At 46.9% G+C, this 24,178-nt stretch carries 5 protein-coding genes; 4 read left to right on the forward strand and 1 reads right to left on the reverse strand.

Annotation, left to right across the window (positions count from 1 at the left end; translation table 11 throughout):
- Positions 1–30 precede the first annotated feature (30 nt).
- Together FAH67_RS10220 and FAH67_RS10225 are read left to right on the forward strand one after the other, a co-directional pair.
- A complete protein-coding gene (locus FAH67_RS10220; protein ID WP_112890749.1) occupies positions 31–1,287 on the forward strand; it encodes a D-amino acid dehydrogenase in 1,257 nt (418 codons plus the stop codon).
- A gap of 121 nt (positions 1,288–1,408) precedes the next feature.
- A complete protein-coding gene (locus FAH67_RS10225) occupies positions 1,409–4,246 on the forward strand; it encodes a valine--tRNA ligase (RefSeq protein WP_003680611.1) in 2,838 nt (945 codons plus the stop codon).
- 71 nt (positions 4,247–4,317) lie between these two features.
- Here FAH67_RS10225 and FAH67_RS11590 read toward each other — a convergent pair whose 3' ends face one another.
- Positions 4,318–4,482: a hypothetical protein gene (locus FAH67_RS11590; protein WP_003680610.1), complete on the reverse strand. Its 165-nt coding sequence runs from the start codon at positions 4,480–4,482 to the stop codon at positions 4,318–4,320.
- A gap of 295 nt (positions 4,483–4,777) precedes the next feature.
- On the opposite strand from FAH67_RS11590, the gene FAH67_RS10230 reads away from it, so the two are divergent.
- Positions 4,778–10,465, forward strand: coding sequence for a YadA-like family protein (locus tag FAH67_RS10230; RefSeq protein WP_115287661.1), 5,688 nt, complete (start codon positions 4,778–4,780; stop codon positions 10,463–10,465).
- A gap of 627 nt (positions 10,466–11,092) precedes the next feature.
- The gene (locus FAH67_RS11925) at positions 11,093–24,070 is read left to right on the forward strand and encodes a YadA-like family protein (RefSeq protein ID WP_115287662.1); all 12,978 of its coding nucleotides are present in this window, start codon (positions 11,093–11,095) and stop codon (positions 24,068–24,070) included.
- Positions 24,071–24,178 lie beyond the last annotated feature (108 nt).

Here is a 24,178-nt window from a genome sequence, read left to right on the forward strand (position 1 = left end):
GTTTTGAAGGAAATCAGAGGGAGAAAAACAATGAAAGTGCTTGTTTTAGGTGCCGGCGTTGCCGGCGTATCTTCCGCGTGGTATCTGGCAGGGGCAGGACATGAAGTAACGGTCATCGACCGCGCCGAGGCCGTGGCGATGGAAACCAGTTTTGCCAACGCAGGCCAGCTTTCCTACGGCTATACCACGCCTTGGGCCGCACCCGGCATTCCGATTAAAGTGTTGAAATGGTTGTTTAAAAACCATCCGCCTTTACTGTTCCGCCCCGACGGCAGCCTGTATCAAATCGCATGGCTGTGGCAGATGCTGCAGCACTGCACGGCAGCGCGTTATCAAATCAACAAAGAACGCATGGTCAGGATTTCCGAATACAGCCGTGAAATGTTCCGCCGTTTTGAAGCACAAACCGGTATGAATTTTGAAGGACGCAAAAAAGGGACTTTGCAGATTTTCCGCCAAACCAAAGAAGTCGAAGCGGCAGAACAAGACATTGCTGTTTTGGAACGTTACGGCGTGCCGTACCGCCGTCTGAAACCCGAAGAATGCGCAGAATTTGAGCCTGCGCTGGCACGCGTTACCGCCAAAATTGCCGGCGGCCTGCACCTGCCTGCGGATGCGACCGGCGACTGCCACCTATTCACTGAAAACCTATACAAATTGTGTCAGGAAAAGGGCGTACAGTTCCATTTCAACCAAACCATCAGCCGCATCGACCACAACGGACTGCGCATCAAAGCCGTTGAAACCGAAACAGGGCGGTTTGAAGCAGATGCCGTTGTCTGCGCGCTCGGCTGCTTCAGCAGGACGGTTTTGGCGCAGTTGGATCTCAAGCTGCCGATTTATCCCGTCAAAGGCTATTCCTTGACCCTGCCGGTCACCAATTCAGACGGCGCTCCGGTTTCCACCGTTTTGGATGAGAGCTACAAAGTCGCCATCACACGATTCGACAACAGAATCCGCGTCGGCGGCATGGCAGAATTGTCCGGCTACGAAATCAAACTGCCCGAAAAACGCCGCGAAACCTTGGCTTTGGTCGTCAACGACTTGTTCCCAGAAGGCGGCGATGTGAGCCAAGCATTGTTCTGGAGCGGACTCAGACCGATGACGCCCGACAGCACGCCGTTAATCGGGCGCACACGCTTTGATAATCTCTTCCTGAATACCGGCCACGGTACTTTGGGCTGGACCATGTCGCTGGGTTCGGCAAAATTAACCGCCGATATCGTGAGCGGCAAAGACACCGAAATCCGCAGCGATGACTTGAGCCTGTCGCGCTATCAGGCTTAAGCTGGAAAGCGATAAGGTTTAGCGGCATTTCAAATGTAAAGGCCGTCTGAAATGATTCAGACGGCCTTTTTGCGTTATAATCCGCACATCAAAAATAACCTTAATTTCACAAAGTTCCATCATGTTAGACAAATACTCCCCCGCCGAAATCGAATCCAAACACTATCAAAACTGGGAAAGCCAAGGCTATTTCCAGCCCGATATGGATTTGACCAAACCGTCTTTCTCCATCCAACTGCCGCCGCCCAACGTAACCGGCACGCTGCACATGGGCCATGCCTTCAACCAAACCATTATGGACGGTCTGACCCGCTACTACCGCATGAAAGGCTACAACACCGCCTGGATTCCGGGCACCGACCACGCGGGCATCGCCACGCAAATCGTGGTCGAGCGTCAGCTTGCCGCGCAAAACGTGTCCCGTCATGACTTGGGCCGCGAAAAATTCTTGGAAAAAGTGTGGGAATGGAAAGAAGTGTCCGGCGGCACGATTACCCAACAAATGCGCCGCGTGGGCTGCTCTGCCGACTGGACGCGCGAGTATTTCACGATGGACGACGTGCGCGCGGAAACCGTAACCGAAGTGTTCGTGCGCCTGTTTGAACAAGGCTTGATTTACCGAGGCAAACGTTTGGTGAACTGGGATCCGGTTTTGGGTACGGCAGTGTCTGATTTGGAAGTGGAAAGCGTGGAAGAACAAGGCTCTATGTGGCACATCCGCTATCCGCTGGCGGACAATCCCGCCGAAGCCGTTATCGTGGCGACCACCCGTCCTGAAACGCTGCTGGGCGACGTTGCCGTTGCCGTCAATCCTGAAGACGAACGTTATACCCACTTAATCGGCAAAGAATTAATCCTGCCGCTGACCGGCCGCACCATTCCCGTGATTGCCGATGAATACGTCGAAAAAGACTTCGGCACAGGCTGCGTGAAAATCACGCCTGCGCACGACTTCAACGACTATGAAGTCGGCAAACGCCACGACACGCGCCTGATTAATATATTCGATTTGGAAGCCAAAGTGCTGGCAAACGCCGAAGTGTTCAACTTCAAAGGCGAAGCGCAACAAGGCTTTGCCCTGCCTGAAAAATACGCAGGCTTGGACCGCTTTGCCGCGCGCAAACAAATGGTTGCCGATTTGCAGGAACAAGGCTTGTTGGTCGAAATCAAAGCGCACACGCTGATGACGCCGAAAGGCGACCGTACAGGCTCGGTGATTGAACCGATGCTGACCAGCCAATGGTTTGTCGCCATGTCCGCCACACCGAACGGCGGCGAGCCTGACAGCGAATTCAAAGGCTTGAGCCTCGCCGACAAAGCCAAAAAAGCCGTCGACAGCGGCACGGTACGCTTTATCCCCGAAAACTGGGTCAACACTTACAACCAATGGATGAACAACATCCAAGACTGGTGTATCTCGCGCCAACTGTGGTGGGGCCATCAAATCCCTGCATGGTACGACGAAGCAGGCAATGTGTACGTTGCCCGCAATCAGGAAGAAGCTGAAAAACAAGCCGGCAAAACCGGTTTGACCCGCGAAGAAGACGTATTGGATACATGGTTCTCCTCCGCGCTTGTGCCGTTCTCTACGCTCGGCTGGCCGTCTGAAACCGAAGAACTCAAAGCCTTCCTGCCGTCCAACGTCTTGGTCACCGGCTACGAAATCATCTTCTTCTGGGTGGCGCGCATGATTATGATGACCACCCACTTCACCGGCAAAGTACCGTTTAAAGACGTGTACATCCACGGCATCGTGCGCGACCACGAAGGCAAAAAAATGTCCAAATCCGAAGGCAACGTCATCGACCCCGTCGATTTGATTGACGGTATCGACTTGGACAAACTGCTGGTGAAACGTACCACCGGCCTGCGCAAACCCGAAACTGCGCCGAAAGTGGAAGAAGCCACGAAAAAACTCTTCCCCGAAGGCATCCCCAGCATGGGTGCGGACGCTTTGCGCTTCACTATGGCGAGCTACGCCAGCTTGGGGCGTTCGGTCAACTTCGACTTCAAACGCGCCGAAGGCTACCGCAACTTCTGCAACAAAATTTGGAACGCCACCAATTTTGTGCTGATGAACACCGAAAACCAAGACTGCGGCTACGGAGCAACCGCCACCGAAACGCGCGGCTATTCCTTCCCCGATATGTGGATTGTAGGCCGTCTGAATCAGACCATCGAGCAGGTTACGCAAGCCTACGAAACCTACCGCTTTGATTTGGCGGCGGAAACCCTGTACAGCTTCGTGTGGAACGACTATTGCGACTGGTATCTGGAACTTGCCAAAGTGCAGCTTCAAACCGGCTGCGCCAGCCGCCAACGCGCCACACGCCATACCTTATTGCGCGTACTCGAAGCCGCCCTGCGCCTGCTGCATCCGATTATCCCGTTCATCACCGAAGAACTGTGGCAAACCGTCGCTCCTTTGTGCGACGCGAAAACCGCCGACAGCATCATGCTCGCCCGCTTCCCCGAAGCCGACGGCGGCGAGATTGTTCAGACGGCATTCGGGCAAATGACCGTGTTGCAGGATTTGATTGGCGCAGTCCGCAACCTGCGCGGCGAAATGGGCATCCAGCCCAACGTAAAAGCTCCGCTGTTTGTCGAAAGCGCGGACGACTTGGCAGACTACCTCAAATACCTGCCGATGATGGCCCGCCTGACCGAAGCGCAGCAAGTCGCTGCCCTGCCCGAAAGCGAAGACGCGCCTGTCGCCGTTTGCAACGGCGCACGCCTGATGCTGAAAGTCGAAATCGACAAAGCCGCCGAAACCGCCCGCTTGAGCAAAGAAGCCGAGAAGCTGCAAAAAGCCTTAGACAAACTCAACGCCAAACTCTCCAAACCCGGCTACACCGAAAAAGCTCCCGCGCATCTGGTGGAAAAAGACAAAGCCGATTTGGCGGAATTGGAAGACAAAATGGCAAAAGTGCAAACGCAGTTGGCGAAGTTGAAAGACTGATTTAACTGAATAAACAAGGCCGTCTGAAACTTAAATTTCAGACGGCATTTTTCTTTTTCAATCCGTCAAATTCAATCAAACCAAACCATCTGACTTTTATCCACGCTGATGCGGATTTCCTGTTCGATTTGCAGTTTGTCCGTATCGTAGTCGGCGTAGAAACACCCAATCAAATTGCCGTATTGCGGATAGGCGGAGATGAAACGCGTACCTTCGGCGGAGGATGACAGCTTCACTAATGCAGGCAACCGCCGGATACGGTGCGTTTTACAACGCCGAAACCACGCCGGCAAAAAGGTTCGCACCTGTAATCCGTTAATCTTGATGATTAAAAAATCTTTATAGCCGAATTACCCGACATATCAACGCATATATCATTAAAAATCAACTTCCCCCACTGACACAGCCTCCAAAATTTACATAAAATAACCCCCCCCCCCGCATAATTCCATCTACATAAACCTATATTTTTCAAATATATAATATTACGTTTTTCATGACAACTCATTAATCTCTACAAGGATTTTAACGATGAATAAGACTTTCAAGGTCATCTGGAATCATTCAACCCAAACATGGACGGCGGTCAGCGAGCTTGCCGGTACGAGGAAAAAAAGCAAATCCATCAAATTGACGGCCATCTCTGCCGCCCTGCTCATGGCATGCGGTACGGCTCAAGCCGCCACACATACGGCTGCGGATAACCTGATTTCCATATCGGATGATTCGGCGGCAGGTACAACAACCATTCCGACCGACGAACAAGCCAAAGCAACCGGCAAAGATTCCATTGCCGTAGGCAAAAAAGCGGCAGCAGGAGAAAATAGCAATGTTGAAGGTGCAACGGCAATAGGTCATGGTGCTAATGCAGAAACCAACGACTCGCTTGCGATTGGCTCGGGTGCAAACGTCATCATGAGTGCTAATAAGGCTCTCAACAAACGCAGCATTGCCATCGGTGCGCAGGCACGTGTCGAACCAAGACCGGACGGCGGCGTATCAAATGACGTACATGATGCGATTGCCATCGGCACCCGTGCGACGGCAACGGCGGGCAGTTCGGTGGTTATCGGCCAAGATGCCAGAAGCAAGCGGGGATTGGTTGCCACTTTCCAATCAGGAGAAAACACCGTTGCCATCGGCTCCAACGCCAGCGCAGACTGGGGCAGCAGTATTGCTATCGGTGCGAACTCAAGAACCATTGTAGGAAACGGTATCGCCATCGGCATGGATGCGACTGCCATGTATAAAATAGATGGTCTGGCGAACGATGGAGAAGGACGAATCTTTACCTCCATGGCATTAGGAGAAAAAGCCACCTCTATCGGCGGCGCATCCATTGCCGCAGGTATTGAAACCAAATCAGCAGGGGTGAAATCTGTTGCAGTCGGTAACAAAGCCTTTGCCAACGGTTTGCAAAGTATTGCGATTGGCGATAAGACATACAGTTCGGACAGATCCTCTATCGCAATGGGTGTCTATGCGGAAACCGGTTGGAACGGTGCGCTGCGTGCCATTGCCATCGGCCGACAAGCACACGCTGCAACAACTGATGCTTCTGCCTTCGGCTCAGAAACCTTTTCAGGCGGGGTTCGAAGTACGGCGATTGGCACAAAGGCTAATACCTATGGAAATCAGACATTAGCTGTGGGATCATCTACCCAAAACGGGGTTGGTCCAATGGCAATTTCTGAGAATGCAATGGTATTCGGCACAGATTCACGGTCAATCGGTAGTAGCACTATTGCACTTGGTAATGAAGCGATTGCAGGGGTAACAGAGACTGATGCCAATACAATCAGGGAGGCTTACAAAACATACCGCTCCGCCTACAACACATACAGCAATTTGAATAAAGCGGTTAATAGTGCGGATGCCGACGATTATGCGGCAAAAACCAATTTATCTACCGAAGCGCAAAACCTTAAGCTTCTGATTGACAGATACAATAAAACCGGCACGATTTATCAGGCTGAAAATGACAAAATTAAAAACGAGTTGACAGCGGCTGGCATTACATTCAGTGATTTGACCACTCTGGCGGGAAAATTAACGGCAAGCGGTGAAGCAGACGTTGGAAATGCACAACCGATGCTTGATAACGAAGCGCTGATTAACAAAATCGCCGCCATCGAAAATACCGAAACCGGTAAAGCAAACGAGCATCTGGCTTATTTGGTCAACCTGGCAAAACGGTTGCAAAACGGCATCACCAAAGCAAAAACAGCACAAGACGCTTTAAGCACTGCCAAAACAGCTAAAACAAGTGGTGAGGCGGCATACAATTCAGCGAAAAAAACATTTGAAGAAACATACGGCAGCGGCAAATCCAAAACCGGTGCCATCGCCATCGGTCGTTCTTCCGTTGCAGCAGCACAAACATCCGTTGCATTGGGCGATGATGCGGAAGTGTTAAGCAAAGATTCAACCAACGCCTTTGCCGCAGGGGCAAGTGCCAAAGTATACGGCACATCGGTTAATGCGGTAGCGATTGGTTCAAATGCAAAAGTGGGCGAATCAAATTATGTTACTCGTGAAGGTGCTAGACGATATGGCATTATTGGGGCAAATAATGCAACTTCTGTTGGCGCAAATAGCCATGTTGTTTTGGAAAACGGATCGGCCTTCGGTTATAACAATAGGGTAAGGGGGAAAAGTGCAGGGGCGTTCGGTGTCAACAATATTGTCGGCGATCTAGATTGGACTGTTACGGGTAAAAATACTGCCTCTATTGCACCTAAAGAAGGCCAAAGCGGAGAGAATTCTTTCGTTGTTGGTTCAAACAACTGGGTATGGGCGAAAAATGTCATGGTGTTGGGTAATAATGTCAGAGTCTATGGCATAGGCAAACGCCCGGAAAACCGTGAAAACGCCGTTGTATTAGGTAACAACAGTGATGGCGAGCCGACAGTGAAAAAAGTCAACTCTGCCAATGTTAATGGAATGGTTTACAGCGGCTTCAAAGGCAACTTGGGCGCAACCAAAACAGACGGTTCGGAAGCAGAAAAAGCCGATTTGGAATTGCAAGGCCGTTTTGTTTCTATTGGTGCGCCGACTAAAAAAATAGATAAAACTATTACCATTGCAGACGGCAAAACCAATACAACAACCGTAACGACAAATCTGATTACAGGCGAAGAATCGACAACTACGGCAAGTGCCAATACCAAAGACAGTGATGTTGAGGGCACTTCAACCGAAACCGTTTACGGCGAACGCCAAATCAAACACGTTGTAGCAGGCGAGATTTCTTCAACCTCAACCGATGCGATTAACGGTTCGCAACTTTATGCAGTCGCTTCCGGCTTGCGTGATGCGTTCCCGGTGGTTTATACCGATTCAGACGGCAATAAAGTCGTGAAATACCCTGATGGAAACTATTACCTAGAAAACTCTATCCCTGAAAACGCTGTCATTATTGATGGGAAATACTATCCTGCCGGTACAGTAAAAATTGGTGATAAATATTATCCTGCCGGTACAACGGAAAATAATGTTGGTGATGCAACGGAAGTAAGTCAAATACAACCAGTTGCTAAAGAAAATGTGATTGCCTCAATGAACAACCCATCATCCGATGCGGTTAATGCAGGCGGCAACGTAACCCTGACCAACGTGGCACCGGGCGCGAATACTTACGAATTCGACAAAGACGGCAACCCGTTAGTCAAAATCGGGGATAAATACTACGCCCAAGACGATGTAGTAAACGGTGCGCCGAAAAAAGATGCTCAAGAAGCTACTCCGGCAACCGAAGCCGAAAAAGATCCGTATGAAAAAGCAGCGACAGGCTTGGCCAATTTGGACGGTTCCAAAGACAGCAATGCCCTGACCGTTGCCGATGCGAAAAACTTAGGCTGGGTGGTTTCTGCTGATAGTGAAGATGGAAAAGGTTACGCAGCTAAAGTAACCAATGCAGACGAAGTGCGCTTTAATGGCAAAAACGGTATTAAAGTAACGGGTGAAACCGATGAAAACGGCATCCGCAACATCAACATCGAGTTGGAAAAGAGCGATGTAGTCAAAGCCGGCGAATACAAAATCGGCGATAAGACTTACGTCAATGTCGACGGCAAGCTTTACGACAAAGACAGTATCGATCCGAAAACCAATAAGCCGAAAGCAGATGCGGCACCATCCAACTACGCTGTACAAGACGGCAAAGTCATGGACAACACCGATGCGGCAAATCCAAAAGAAGTAGCCGGCGTGGATAACGGCAGCAACTTCGTTGACGGAAATACCGTTTACAAAGCAATCCAAGAATCCGGTTGGACTGTAGGTAAAGCGAAAGATGCCCTTTCAAACGATAAATTCAAAAATGAGGATGAAAAAGTCAATCCGAATGATGAAGTTCGTTTTGCAGATGGCAAAGGCATCACCGTGAAAACTGCGACCGTTGACGCAATCAATGACAAGGGTGAAAAACAAACTACAACTGTAGTGAAATTTGACACCGATTTGCCTATTGATTACGCGAACGTGAAAAATGAAGCCGGTGACAACCTGAAACAGGCGAATGACGGCAAGTGGTATAAAGAAGCCGATGTCAATGCAGACGGCACGCTGAAACCGACCGACGGTAAAGCCCCTGAAGCGCAAACACCTGTGAAAACGGGCGCTACTTTATCTGATGCCAACTCAAATGTGGGCAAAAACCCATACCGCACAGCAATTGAAGATAAAGCAATGGCGGCGGCTATTAAAAAAGTACGAGGCGAGAATCCAACTGCAACCGTAGAACAACTTTTACCAAAAGTATTGGAAGAAGCTGCGAAACAGGCTGCCGAATTGGAAAAAGCTGAAAAAGCCGGCCAAGACAAAGACGTGATTAACCCGGGTAAAGACGGTGTTCAACTGAACAACGTCGGTTGGGCAGAAAATCCTGATCAAGCGGTGAATAAAGACCAACTTGATCAAACTGTGAATAAATCGGGCTTCTTTGTTCAACAAAACGGTAAAACAACCGTAGCAAACGCTGAAAACAAAGAAGAAACTGATCCGGCGAAATCTGAAAAAGTAACGCCGAACGACGTGGTCAACTTTGTAAACGGCAACGGTACCGTGATTAAAGCCGTTACCACACGCGATAAAAACGGCGTGGATACCACAACGGTTTCCGTAGATGTCGACACCAGCAAGTTAGTTTTGTCTAAAGGTGCAAATACCATCGCCTATAACGATGCCGGCGAACAGATCGTAAAAGTAGACGGCAAATACTACAAACCGAGCGATCTGCAAAACGGCAAACCGACCGCTACAGCCACAGAGCAAACCCCTGCTGCACCCGCAGCAGCGGACAAACCGCTCGAAGCTGCAAAAGACGGCTTGGCAGACCTTGCCCATTCAGACGGCGACAACTTGCTGACCGTCAAAGATGCGCAAAACCTGGGTTGGGTCGTTTCAACCTCCGACAATAAAGCCGCCGCACCCGTGAAAAATGCGGATGTAGTTGACTTTAAAGCAGAGGCAGGCACTGGACTTACCGTAAAAGGCAAGTCTGAAAACGGCAAGATGACTGTAACTGTAGGCAACGACTACCTCAAAGCAAACGCTACCGGCGAAGCTGCGAAAGCAACCGGACCAAACAGCGTGGCAATCGGCGGAAACAGCAACGCCGCCGTTGAAAATGCAGTTGCCATCGGCAACGGTGCTACAGTTGGAGCGGAAGCAGCCAAAGGTTCTGTCGCCATCGGAGCCGGTGCGCAGGCAGGTAAAGCAAATACCGGTGCTTACAGTCTGGATTCTTCGGCAACTGTTGCCGGTAAACCAAGCGATGCCACCCGTGTCGTTTCCGTAGGCAGCGAAGGTAACGAAGCGCAAATCCAAAACGTCGCAGCAGGCGTGGTTTCCGAAAAATCGACTGATGCGGTTAACGGCAGCCAGCTTCACGCGACCAACCAAAGCATCAACCGACTGGGCGACACCGTCAATAACATCGGCGGCAACATTACCCGGCTGATCGACAAAGTGGACAACATGGATCGCGACTACCGCGCAGGTATTGCGGGCAGCAACGCCGCAGCCGGCCTGCCACAGGCTTACCTGCCGGGCAAATCCATGGTTGCCGCAGCAGCAGGCACGTTTAAGGGTCAAAACGCCCTGGCTGTCGGCTACTCGAGCATCAGCGACAACGGCAAACTGATTTGGAAAGCGCAAGCCAACCTCAACAGCCGTGCAGATGTCGGCGCAAGCGTAGGCATAGGCTACCTCTGGTAACCTGTTTAGCCTTACACAAAGCCCTTCGGATTTCCGAAGGGCTTTTTTTCAAACAAAACATTTGCAAAATTGCAACATCAAGAAACCCTACAACATACAGCCCATATGCCGAACCCGGCCTCGACCCCACTCCTCCGAATGCCCTCGCCGCCCCAACCGCAGCCAAGTGGTACAAAACAAAACATTACAAAACAAGATATTAAATATCAGGCAAGCCAAGCCTACCCGCCTGCCCAAACCGATGCCGTCTGAAACCTCCACCGGCAGACAACATCCCCCTTCCTGCCGGACAACACTAGATCCAATACTCCATTGTAAAATAGGGAAATATTTCATCGATTTCTAAAATATTGCCGGCTTTCTGTTACAATATAAGGTCGAATTCTTCCCGATATCGTTTCCGAAAACGCAGCACTTGGTTTGTCCCAAGCTTACAGACCATATGGGCAAGGGCGAATATGCAAAAACTAGATAAAACTAGATAAAACTAGATAAAACTAGATAAAACTAGATAAAACTAGATAAAACCGCATACAGCCGCTCAGTACCCAAGATATACGCCTGCCGCCTCTATCGATTCGGAATAGCGGATTGGCTATCTCAAACATATTTTAAAGGGGTTATATTATGAATAAAGTATTCCGAGTGATTTGGAGTCAAGCAACCCAATCTTGGGTGGCAGTATCCGAATTAACCAAAGCACATAAAAAACAAAGCTCATCAAATGCACAAAAAAGTGCGGTCAAATTTTCAGGCAATTTTATTAAATCTTCAGCCATCGCCTTGACGTTATTAAGCGGTAGTGCGGCTTATGCGGCTGATGCTGCAAGTGGGTTGATTCAGATTAATTCAACTGGGACGGCTACTGCAAGTGGTAGCGAATCTATTGCTGTTGGTAAAGACTCAAAAGCAACATCCGATACTGCTGTAGCTATCGGTAAGGATGCTGAAGCAAGTGGTAAGCAATCTGTGGCATTGGGAAATAAAGCGAAAGCTACAGGCGAGAATAGTTATGCCATTGGATGGGGAAGCAATGCAAGTCATCCTAGATCTATTTCTATAGGGTATAACTCTGCTGCAAGGCATAATAATAGTCTTGCTTTAGGTTATAACACAATAGCAAGTGGTCCTTCATCTGTAGCATTGGGAGCTGGATCGAACGCGCTAGGTGACGATAGTTATGCCATAGGATATGGCAGTAAAACAAATACCGGTGCTAATTTTGCAATGGCTTTTGGTAACTCCAGTAAAGCAAATAAAGCTAATGATATTGCTTTCGGTAAAGAAGCTGAAACTCGAGATCAAGGTCAAGGTCATAGTATTGCCATTGGTTATGGTGCTATGTCGGGAACTAACAATGCTGGGAAAAATCTTAATGGTAATGATGCAGGCGGTGTAGCTATTGGTACTGGTGCTTATACAGGGGTAAATCAAACTGATGGACGCTCTGTAAACTCTTCTGTTGCAGTAGGGGCCGGTGCCGGAGCAGGATTTAGAAAGTTAGATAATAATGGTATGCCTGTGCAGAATGCTACAGATGTTGATAATAATGATGAAGTGCTGAAAAAAGCGTTTGGTGTTAAAAATGTTGCAGATTATCAAAAAATAGCAGGTGGTACTAACGGATACACAAATGTAAATATTAATGAAGGCACAGCCTTAGGTCGTAATGCACGTGCTATAGGAGACCAATCTGTGGCAATAGGGGCTCAAACTATTGCTGGTATGGGTGCTATTGCATTAGGTGGAAATGATATTACTCAATTTGCAAATAAAAAATATTACAAATCAACCAAAGAAAATTTTGCTGTTACAGAAACAATAGACCATAATCAAGATGCAAAAATATCAGATGACACGATTAGTGGTGCATATAATAGACTTGTTGGTACTGCGTTAGATACACAATATAAAGCGACTTATGCACAAGATGGTTCAGTAGTATTAGGAGCACAAGCTCATTCAGGAACACCATTGGGAACGGCACTTGGTACGAATGCTTTGGTGCGTAAAGGTGCTTTCGGTGCAACGGCAATCGGTGCGGGTTCACAAGTTCAAGCTAATGCCGAAGCGGCGGTAGCCATCGGTATGGGATCTTTTGCCGATGGTAAGTATGCAGTGGCGGCAGGTACGGCTTCTTTGGCAAAAGAAGGCGATGTGGCAATCGGCTTGGGCACTAACGCGCGAGGCGATTCCTCTATTATGATTGGCGGTGCGGATGTTGAATCAGCCTCTAAACAATCCACAACTTTTGAAAAAGCCATTGGCGTAAATGAAAAAGGTGGTGTAATTGCAAAAGATGTAGTTGAGAAAATTAATGGTAAAGAGGTTACTCGCCATTATACTTTCGCGGCGACTAAGACGACAACAGGTACCGTTGCAGCAGCCTTTCAAGAGCTGACTGGGCACGCTATGGACGTATCCAGTCTTGACTTTAGCAAGGCTGAAAATAAAAACGGTCATGCTTCTACTTCTCTAGGGGTGCATTCTTTAGCCAAAGGTAATTTGGCAACAGCCATCGGTACAAGTGCGCGTGCCGATGTTATCGGTTCTTTGGCATTGGGTACAGGGGCGCATGCAACCCTTCAAAATGCGGTGGCAATCGGTACGGGTTCTACAACCGAACTGTTGGGAACACGCCAATTAAGTGTGAACTATGACAGCGACGGCAATATTGTTTCTGATGACTCAAAAGATATAGCCTACACATTTAAATGGGCGGGCGGCACTAACACCTCTGAAGGCGACGTCGTGTCTTTCGGTAGCTCCGGCGCAGAACGCCAATTAAAAAACGTGGCAGCCGGTCGCGTGGCGGAAGATTCTACCGATGCAATCAACGGCTCCCAGTTAAACTCCATCACCAAAAAAATTGCAGCAGGTTTTAACACAAGCGGTAATGTGGTAACGGGATCTTCAGGCGAATTCACATCTAAAAAAGCAAATACAGATTCCGCGGATAAGGCTTATGAAACCGCAATCCGTTCGCAAGATAAAGTCCAACTCCAAGTCGGCAACAACTTGAAGTTAGACCGTGATGAAACCGAAGTTGAAATTGAAGTTCAGGATGATTTTGACAAAACCAAAACAGTTAAAAAGAAAGTCAAAAAAGCTGATTTTGCCTACAGCCTGAACCCTGTATTAACCAACCTGACCAGCGCAGAGTTTAAAGCCGACGGCAAACCGACGGTGAACATCAGTTCAGACGGCATTACCATTACGCCCGCTGCGCCGACGACCGGCGGTGAGCAAAAACCGAATGTTAGTCTGACCGAAAACGGCTTAAACAACGGCGGCAATACGATTACCAATGTAGCCGGCAACCTAAATGGTGCGAAAAAAGATACAGATGCACCAAAGACCAATGCGGCAGCACCAAATACAACGGATAAAAATGGTGATAAATACATTAATCCAAACAATGCGGCAACCGTAGGCGATGTATTGAATGCAGGCTGGAACTTGCAAGGAAATGGCACGGCAAAAGATTTTGTTACCGCTTATGACATCGTTAATTTTATTGACGGCGAAGGTACAAGTGTATCTGTTGAAAATACAGATAATAAAACCAGTAAAATCAAATACAGCGTAAACCTCGGCGATGGTTTGGAAAAAGATGCTACGACCAACAAAATCAAAGCCAAAGCAGGCAATGGTGTGACTGTTGATGCAGACGGCATTAAGGTTAATACAGGTAAAGGCCTCAAAATTGATGCGGTAGACGGCAACAAAGTTGCGGTTGATACTGATGATGAAACAATCACTGTCGGCACAGACGGCAAAGTGAAGGCGGTGACAGGTTCGACCGAAACGGTTACAGATACTAACAAAGGTACTGATGAAAAAGCGGGTCAAGTGCGTCCTGTTAAAGCAGATAAAGGCAAACTGGCAACAGTTGATGCGGTGGCAAATGCCGTCAACAATGCCGCGTGGAGCATTACGTCCGATACCGACGGCGGCAGCTTCGCAACGTCCGGTCATACCAAAACCACCGAAAAAATCAGCGCGGGCGGCAGCGTAACCTTTAAAGCAGGCGACAACCTGATAATCAAACAGAAAGGTACGGACTTTACCTACTCGCTCAATCCGATTTTGAACGGGCTGACATCGGCAGAGTTTAAAGGCACAGGTGAAAATGCGCCGATTACCAAACTGACCAATGCAGGCATTACGGTAACAACACCGGCAGATGCGGTTGCAAATACGCCGGAGAAAACGGTAACGCTGAATCAAGACGGCTTGAACAACGGCGGCAATGCGATTTCTAATGTGAAATCTAATCTTCCTGCTACTAAAAATAGCGACACTGCAAATACAGCAGCTGCGCCAAGTAATGCCACGAAAACTCAAGCAGTGCCAAATACAACGAATACGAAAGGCACAGATTATGTCAATCCAAACAATGCCGCTACCGTGGGTGACGTATTAAATGCAGGTTGGAACTTGAAAGGCAAGGGCACAGCGGTTGACTTTGTAAAAGCCTACGATACTGTGGATTTTGTGGACGGTGATGGCACAACTGCGTCTGTTGAAAGCAAGGATGGTCAAACCTCGACAGTGAAATACAGTGTAAACACCACGACAATCAAGCCCGATACAGCTAATGCAGGTAAGGTTAAAGCAGAAGGAACAGGCAATACATTTGCAACAGCAGAAACTGTAGCAAGTGCGATTAATGATGCCTATTGGAAAGCAGCGGCTTCAGGTAATGGTGCAACAACGGATGTAGCAGACAATGTGAAAGCTGGTGATACGGTGACCTTTAAAGCAGGCAAAAACTTAACGGTTACACACAACAATACGAATAAATCGTTTGAGTTTGCAACCACTGATACACCGGAGTTTAGCTCTGTTCAATTTGGTAATAATGGTCCGAAAATCACCAACGACGGCAACACAATCAAAGTTTCCGGCGCGAATGGCACTGATTCGGTCAAAATCACCAATGTTGCTGACGGTAAAGACGACAATGATGCTGTAAACGTAAGCCAATTAAAAGCAAGCGGTTGGAATATCGCGGGCAACGGCAAAACCAAAGTCGATACAATCAATAAAGACGACCAAGTGAATTTCTTGAATGGTAGTGGCACAACGGTATCTGTGACTAAAGATACTGACAAGGCAGGCAAAGAAACTGGCAACGTAAACGTCAAATACGACGTGAACGTTGGCAATGGTTTACAGAAAGATACGGCAAACAATACTATTTCTGTAAAACCAGCGGATAGCACAATTACCGTTGGTACAGATGGCGTAAAAGTAAACACGGGCGATATTGCAACGGAATCAACGGGTAAGGCAACAACTGCATTAGATAAAGCGATTGCAGAAGCGACCAAGGAATTGGCTGAAGCGACCAAGGCTGGGGATACTGCTGCACAGCAAAAAGCACAAGAGAAACTTAATGCTGCAAATAAAGCAAAAGCTGATGCAGGCAAACAGATTGCGACGGTAGAAAATGTCACTGAAGCCATCAACAAGGCGGGTTGGAATGCCATTGCTGCTAAAACTGAAAATGGAGAGGTGTCAGGCGAAGCAACGCAACTTGTGAAACCGGGCGAAACCGTTATATTTGAAGCAGATAAAAACATCAAGATTGCTCAAAATGGAAGTAAATTCACATTCTCGACAAAAGATAATGTTGAATTTAAATCTGTCAAAGTCGGCGAAGAAAAAGACGGCAAAAAACCGGTCAGCCTGACAACTGAAGTGGCAAAACCTGCCGATAATAATCAGACAGGAAAAGCCCCGACGACCGCGTTGAATATCAGCAGCGGCGCGGGTAAGGATGCGAAACCGACGCAGATTACAGGCGTGGGTTCGGTGTTGAATGCAACAACGGTTACAAGCGCACCGGACGGCACCGCGCCGGCAAACCAACCGAAATTGGTTAATTTAGGTACGGCTCACGGTCAAACAGCATTAGACAATAACATACTAAACTCTGCCGCCACTGTGCGCGATTTGGCAAATATGGGCTGGAAAGTTTCGGCAGATAAAGTAACCGGCGCAGACGATAAGTCATACAGTGATGTGGTGAGAAATGCGGACGAAGTGAAATTCGTCGGCACAAATGCCGCCAAAGTATCGGGTAAAACCGTGAACGGCGTGCGCACCATTACCGTTGATGTGGAAGTGCCCGATGTTAAAACTGCCAAGCTGGTTTCAAGCACCGACGGTTCTGTGATTGCGCCCTCAACTGATTCCAAATTTCAAGACGCATTAAAAACTGCAAAAGACGAGTTGGCCGCATTGTCTAAAGATGCGACAGATAAACAGAAGAAAGAGGCTGAGAAAAAAGTCAAAGATGCCGAAACGGCATTAAATAATGCTTTGGATGACAAAGGTGTTGCTACGGCTAAAAACGTTGCGGATATGATTAACAATTCCGGCTTCACGCTGAAAACATCCAAAGCTGAAGGCGGCAACAAAGATACCGCATCGGTAGGCAGCGAAGTCATCAACCCGGGTAAAACCGTTGAAATGGTTGCAGGTAAAAATCTGACTGTGAAACAGGATGCGGGCGGCAAAGTAACTTACAGCTTGAATCCGGAATTAATTAACCTGACCTCCGCTGAGTTCAAAGCCAACGGCAAACCGACGGTGAACATCAGTTCAGACGGCATAGTCATCACGCCGAACAGCAAAACTTCGCCTACCGTCAGCTTGACCGAAAACGGCTTAAACAACGGCGGCAATGCGATTACCAATGTAGCAGGTAATTTACCGAGCACTAAAAATAATGATGCTGCTGCAACAGACCCAAGTAATGCGACTAAATCTCAAGCAGCCCCAACTTTAGGAAATACTGCAAATCAGGTAAATCCAACGAATGCAGCGACAGTATCTGACGTATTGAACGCTGGTTGGAATTTACAAGGTAATGGTAATGCTGTAGATTTTGTAAAACCATACGATACTGTGAACTTCGTCAATGGCGATGGCACATCTGTTGCTGTGGAAAGTGAAGATGGAAAAACATCTACTGTGAAATACAGCGCAAACCTTGGCGATGGTTTAGAAAAAACCGGCGACAATAAAATCAAGGTGAAAGCAGCAGATAAGTCTTTAGAAGTAACAAATGAAGGCGTTAAAGTAAAAGCTGCCGATAACACCCTTACAACCGATACCAACGGCTTAAAAGTTAATACCGGTAGTATCACTACAGCAGCCGTGCCGACAGTAACTGCGGGCGATGAAAACAAAATCGCTACCGTAGGCAACGTGGCAGATGCCATTAAAGCGGCTGCTTGGAATGCAACTTCGGCTGCCACAACAAGCGGTGAAAATACGGGTACGAAAGTTCAGCCAGTGAAAGCGGGCGAGACTGTGACGTTTGAAGCGGATAAAAACATCAAGATTGCCCAAGCTGATGGTAAATTCACTTTCTCAACAAAAGATAATGTTGAGTTCAACACAGTGAAAGTAGGTGCGCCAGAAACTTATAAGGATGAGAATGGTCAATCAGTCGTGAAAGCGAATGATGGTAAATTCTATCCAGCGAGTAAGGTGGTTAATGGTGTGCCGAATAAAGGTGCCCAAGAAGTTCCGGCTGATAAGGTGAAAGCTGAGAATCCTCAAGTGTCTTTCACAAGAAAAGATGCGAAACTAGCTGAGAATAATGATACAGGTAAAGTGCCTAGCACAGCACTAGATGTGTCTTCAACGGATGGCAAACCGACTCAAATTACGGGTGTGGGTTCTACTCTGAACGTTAAACCAGTGGATACCAATCCGAATGGTACGGCGACAACGGGTAATGCACGTCCTAACCTGATTGATTTGGTAGGCACAGACGCTAAAGCAGTGAATAAAAACGCTGCGGCGACGGTAGGTGACTTACAAAATATGGGCTGGGTGGTTTCATCTGATAAAGCAACGGGTACAACAGGCGAATACAAAGATGTGGTGAAAAATGCGAATGAAGTGAGATTTGTTGGCGAAGGGACTGCGGTTGTATCGGGTAAGACAGATGGCAATGTACGTACAATCACAGTGAAAGTGAATGACCAAGTGTCAACGAATAATGCGGTAACCCCAGTGGTTTATACCAAAGCGGATGGCACGAAAGTATATCCGGTTAAGAATGCACAGGGTAATATTGAGTACCATACAACGCCAGATGGTAAAGGTGAGGGAGACCAAAAGGTAGATGACAGTGACGTTATTACATCCGTTAATGGACCAAAAGGTACAACTAAACCAACTACCTTGTCTAATGTAGCTGGCAACCTAAATGGTGCGAAAAAAGATACAACTGCGCCGACAAACGAAGCAGCTAAACCGGATAATGCAGACACTATCAAAAATAATGCTGCAACCGTGGGTGATGTATTGAATGCAGGTTGGAACTTACAAAACAATGGTGCAGCGAAAGACTTCGTGAAACCATTTGACACTGTAAACTTCGTGAACGGTGGTAACACTGTGGCTATAGTAACAACAAAAGCAGATGGCACAGCAAGCGATGTGACTTTCAACGTAACAGGCTTGCCAATTGCTACGACAATTGCAACACCAAATGGTCCAGTTCAATTGACGAAAGTAGGCGACAATTATTACCCTGTGAAAGCTGATGGCACACCAAACATCGAAAAAGATGGCGACGGCAACCCAACAAATGGATATGTGAAAGCTGACGATGGTAAATACTATCCTGCTAGTGATGTAACATTCACAAAAAATCCAGATACAAATGTGACTACTGTAACACCAAAAGAGGGCAAAAAACCTGTTACATTTGGTAATAGCTTGACAAACCCTAACGTGGTGAACACAACAGATGCTCCAAATAATGCGGTAACAGCGCCAACTACATTGAATAATGTGAAAAACAACATTCCAGCAGTGAATGATGCTGATAAAAAAGTAACAAACGCTGATGGAACAGATAAACCAAATGCAGGTGATGTAGCAAACATCAACAAAGCTCCATTGACAGCAAAAGAAGCAGCAGACTTGTTGAAACCTATGAAAGATGGAAAAGCAAATCCTAACTTTGTAGGCAACAATGCAGCAACTGTCTCTGACGTATTGAATGCGGGCTGGAATTTACAAAACAATGGCGCAGCGAAAGACTTCGTGAAACCATATGACACTGTGAACTTCCGAGATGGTGGTAATACTACAGTAACTGTTACAACAGATGATAACTTAACATCTCATGTACAAGTGAATGTAACAGGACTTCCTGTATCTAACACAATCACAGACCCAGCAACAGGTAAACAAGTACCAGTGGTAAAAGTAGGCGATGCGTTCTACCGTACGAATCCAGATGGCACACCAAATATCGAACGAAACGATGAAGGTGAACCAACTAATGGTTATGTACGTGCCAACGATGGCAAATTGTATCCACGTGATGCAGTAGAGGTAACTCCAAATGCAGCGGATCCAACACAGCCACCAACAATCACACCGAAAGCTGATGCAAAACCAACGACAGTGAACACTAACTTGGTAAATCCAAATGTGGACAACACAACAGATAACCCAGGTAACAATGTAAACACGCCTAACCAATTAGGTAATGTTGCAAACGGTGCGAAAACTTTCAATGCTGTGGATGCAGATGGTAAAGACTATGTGAAAGCGAACAATGGTAAATACTATGAACCAAGCAAAGTGAATGCAGATGGATCCTTGAAAGATGGTACAGATGCGACAGCAGATGCAAAAAATCCATTGGTATTAGCTAATGATGGTAAATGGTATCCAGCGGATAAAGTAAGCGATAAAGGTACTCCAGAAGCAGGGGCTACCGCAGTGGAAAATCCATTGGCACCTAAAAATGCAGCAGGACAACCATTAGTACGAGCAAAAGATGGTAAATGGTATACACCAGCTGATGTACAACCGAATGGCTTGCCAACACCTACAGCACAACCACAAGATAATGCAATTAACAACAAAGCAGGTCTTGTAGACTTTGCAAACTCTAACCCTAATAACGCTGCGACAATTGGCGACTTACAAAACATGGGTTGGGTCGTATCTGCACCAGGTAATAGCTACTCTGATCAAGTACGTAACGCAAACGAAGTACAATTCGTGGGCGAAGGTACAGCTATTGTGACTGGTAAAACAGATGACAAAGGTGTTCGTACGATTACTGTGAAAGTAGATAACCAAGTATCTACAAACAATTCGGTAACTCCAGTAGTTTACACAGATAAAAACGGCAACACTGTATATCCAATTAAGGATGACAAAGGTAATGTGGCATACCATACAACTCCAGATGGAAAAGGAAAAGGCGATACAGTCGTTCCAAATGGTGATGTGAATACATCTGTGAATGGTCCTAAAGATGAGCAAGGCAATACTCGTCCAGCATCCTTGGGTAATGTGAAAAATAACATTCCAGCGGTGAATGATGTTGATAAAAAAGTAACAAATCCTGATGGTACAGAAAAAGGAACTGCAGGAGATGTAAACAATATCAACAAAGCTCCATTGACGGCAACGGAAGCAGCTGACCTATTGAATCCAAGAAAAGATGGAAAACCAAACCCTAACTTCGTAGGCAACAATGCAGCAACGGTATCTGACGTATTAAACGCAGGTTGGAACTTACAAAACAATGGCACTGCGAAAGACTTTGTGAAACCATATGACACAGTGAACTTCATCAACGGCCTTGGTACAACAGCAGTAGTGACAACTCGTGAGGGTAACACCACAAGCGATGTGACTTTCAATGTGAAAGCAGCCAATGGTTCAGTTACTGTTGACGAAGATGGTGTGAAAGTAACCACAGGTGAAATGAAGCCGGCTGTAGATGCTAATAATAAGGAAACAGGTGCTATTGCGACATCTGCAAATCCTGCGACGGCTAAACAGTTAAAAGATGCCTTAGATGCAGCGGTGAAAGAATTAGCGACAGCGAAAGATGCTTTAAAAACAGCGGAAAAAGCGTTAGAAGCAAATCCGAAAGACCCAGCATTACAACAAGCTGTAGCAGATAAAAAAGCAGAAGTAGCAGCGAAACAAACACCAGTAGACGCAGCACAAAAAGCTCATGATGAGGCAGGCTTGAATAAAGTAGCTACTGTACAAAATGTAGCGGAAGCCATCAACAATGCTGGCTTTAACTTGACAACATCAGCAGCAACTGGAGGGGAAAAACTCAAAGGTGCGAAAAATGATGGCGAGTTAATTAAACCAAGCAATACTGTGGAAATGGTTGCAGGTAAGAACTTAACCGTGAAACAGGATGACAAAGGTAAGATTACATATGCTACGAAGGATGATGTGACTTTCACAAATGTGAATACTGGCACCTTGAACGTAGGTAGCCCGAATACATACACAGATGGTAAAGGTAATACGTACACGAAAGTGGGCGACAACTATTACAACCCAGCTGATGTGGAGAACGGCGCTCCAAAACCAGATGCAACACCAGTGACGATTCCTGCTGATGTAGTAGTGAAACCAGTAAGCCCTGTAACAATGAAAACAGAAGCAGCGAAACCGGCTAAGAACAATGCTACTGATGCACAACCATCTTCTGCATTGAACATCACATCGAAAGATGGCAAACCGACACAAATTACAGGTGTAGGTTCCACATTGAATACAAATGTGGTCAAAACAAGCCCAGAAGGCACACCGACAACACCAGGTGCAGCACCAAAAACTGAGGATGCTCACTTAGTTGACTTGAAAGGGACTGATGCAGTTCCTGTGAATAAAAACGCAGCAGCTACGGTAGGTGACCTACAAAATATGGGCTGGGTGGTATCAACCAAAGACGGCAACGGCTATACCGATGTTGTGAAGAACGCCAACAAAGTGGACTTCAAAGGCGGTGCCGGTATTTCCGTCAAAGGTGAGACGACCAAAGACGGCGTCCGTGAAATCACGATTAGTGTTAAAGATGGTGAGGTAGTCAAACCGAACCAATTTACTGCCAAAGTCAATGGAACGGATACTCCGGTAACCAAAGTAGGAGACCAATATTACAATACGGCAGATATTGATCCGAAAACCGGCAATCCAAAAGACAATGTAACCCCGGTAACTCCTGATAAAGGTACAACCCCGACCAATGCGGGTGACGGTTATGTAACGGGTAATAAGGTTGCAGCTGCAATTCAAAAATCTGGTTTTATTGTAGGTAAGCAAACAGAAAAATTATCTGCTGCAGACTTCAACGATAAAGATGAAAAAGTGAATCCTGATGATGAACTTCGTTTTGCAGACGGCAACAACACGAAAGTTAAGTTGGCGACGAAAGTGTCTGTTGATAAAGACGGCAATAAAGTAACCACAACGACGGTAAAAGTCGATGTGACCGGTTTGCCTGTCCAATATACGGATAAGAACGGTACGCGGGTAACTAAAGTGGGCAACCAATACTTTACCGTTGACGACAAAGGTAACCCGACTGCAACAGAAGTGAAGCCTGAGGATTTGACAACGAATATGGTTAATCCTGCGGCTGCACCGAATGTTATTGGCGCACCGACGACATTAGGTAATGTAGAAGGCAACTTGGATGGTGCTAAAACTGGCACGACTGCTCCAACAGATAGCCATGCAGCACCAAATACAGCAGATGCGACAAAACCAAATTATGTAAACACACATAATGCGGCAACTGTAGGCGATGTATTGAATGCGGGTTGGAATTTACAAAATAATGGTAAAGCGAAGGATTTTGTAAAACCTTATGACACCGTAAACTTTGTAGATGGTAAAGGCACTAAAGCAGTTGTTGAAACAGCCGACAACTTAACTAGCACCGTGAAGTTTGATGTGGATGCGGGTAAAATTACTGCAGACACAACCAAACCTGGTGCGGTAAAAGGTCCAGCTGACGAAACGTTAACTAAAGCGTTAAAAGATGCAAAAGATGCATTAGCGAAATTACCAAAAGATGCTGATGCAGCAACAGTGAAGGCAGCCCAAGATAAGGTTGATGCCGCTCAAAAAGCTATTGATGATTCACCAAATAGCAATAAAGTGGCAACCGCCCAAAACGTTGCGGATATGATTAACAACTCTGGCTTTACTCTGAAAGCGGATAAAACTAAGGGAGACAACTCAACTGCGGCTGATTTGGCAAATGGTGAGATGATTCACCCAGGTGATACCATTACTATGAAAGCAGGCAAAAATATGTCTGTGAAACATGAGAAAAATGGTTCGATTACCTATGAAACCAAAGACGATGTGAATTTCAACAGCCTGTCTCTTGGAGACTCGAAACATGCTCCGACTTTAAGTGCTGATGAAGATGGATCGCTGAGGCTTGGCAGCAAGAACAATCAGGCACCCGTCCGTATATCTAATGTTGCTCCGGGTATAAAAGATGGTGATGCTGTGAATGTAAGTCAGCTCAAAGGCGTTACAAAAGATCTTGAAGATAAGATCGACGGTGTAGCAGCCGGCTCGAATGCTGCAGCATCCCTGCCTCAGGTCTACCTGCCGGGTAAATCTATGGTTGCCGCATCAGTCGGCACCTACGGTTCTCAAGGTGCTTTGGCTGTTGGTTACTCCAGTATCAGCGATAATGGAAAATGGTTGATTAAAGGTCAAATCAACGTCAATACTAAAGCCAAAACCGGTGGCGGTGTCGGCGTCGGCTACCTCTGGTAAACCAAGTTGAAAAACCTCCGTATTGTATTCAATACGGAGGTTTTTTATATGGCTTGAGACCTTTGCAAAATTCCCCAAAATCCCCTGAATGTCTTGGTGGGAATTTAG

It is taken from the genome of Neisseria flavescens, assembly GCF_005221285.1.
Classification (GTDB): Bacteria; Pseudomonadota; Gammaproteobacteria; order Burkholderiales; family Neisseriaceae; genus Neisseria; species Neisseria flavescens.

Excerpts from the sequence above, each read along its gene's own strand:
- FAH67_RS10220 (WP_112890749.1), top strand. The coding sequence starts at position 31 with ATGAAAGTGCTTGTTTTAGGTGCCGGCGTTGCCGGCGTATCTTCCGCG.
- FAH67_RS10230 (WP_115287661.1), top strand. The coding sequence starts at position 4,778 with ATGAATAAGACTTTCAAGGTCATCTGGAATCATTCAACCCAAACATGG.
- FAH67_RS11925 (WP_115287662.1), top strand. The coding sequence starts at position 11,093 with ATGAATAAAGTATTCCGAGTGATTTGGAGTCAAGCAACCCAATCTTGG.
- FAH67_RS10225 (WP_003680611.1), top strand. The coding sequence starts at position 1,409 with ATGTTAGACAAATACTCCCCCGCCGAAATCGAATCCAAACACTATCAA.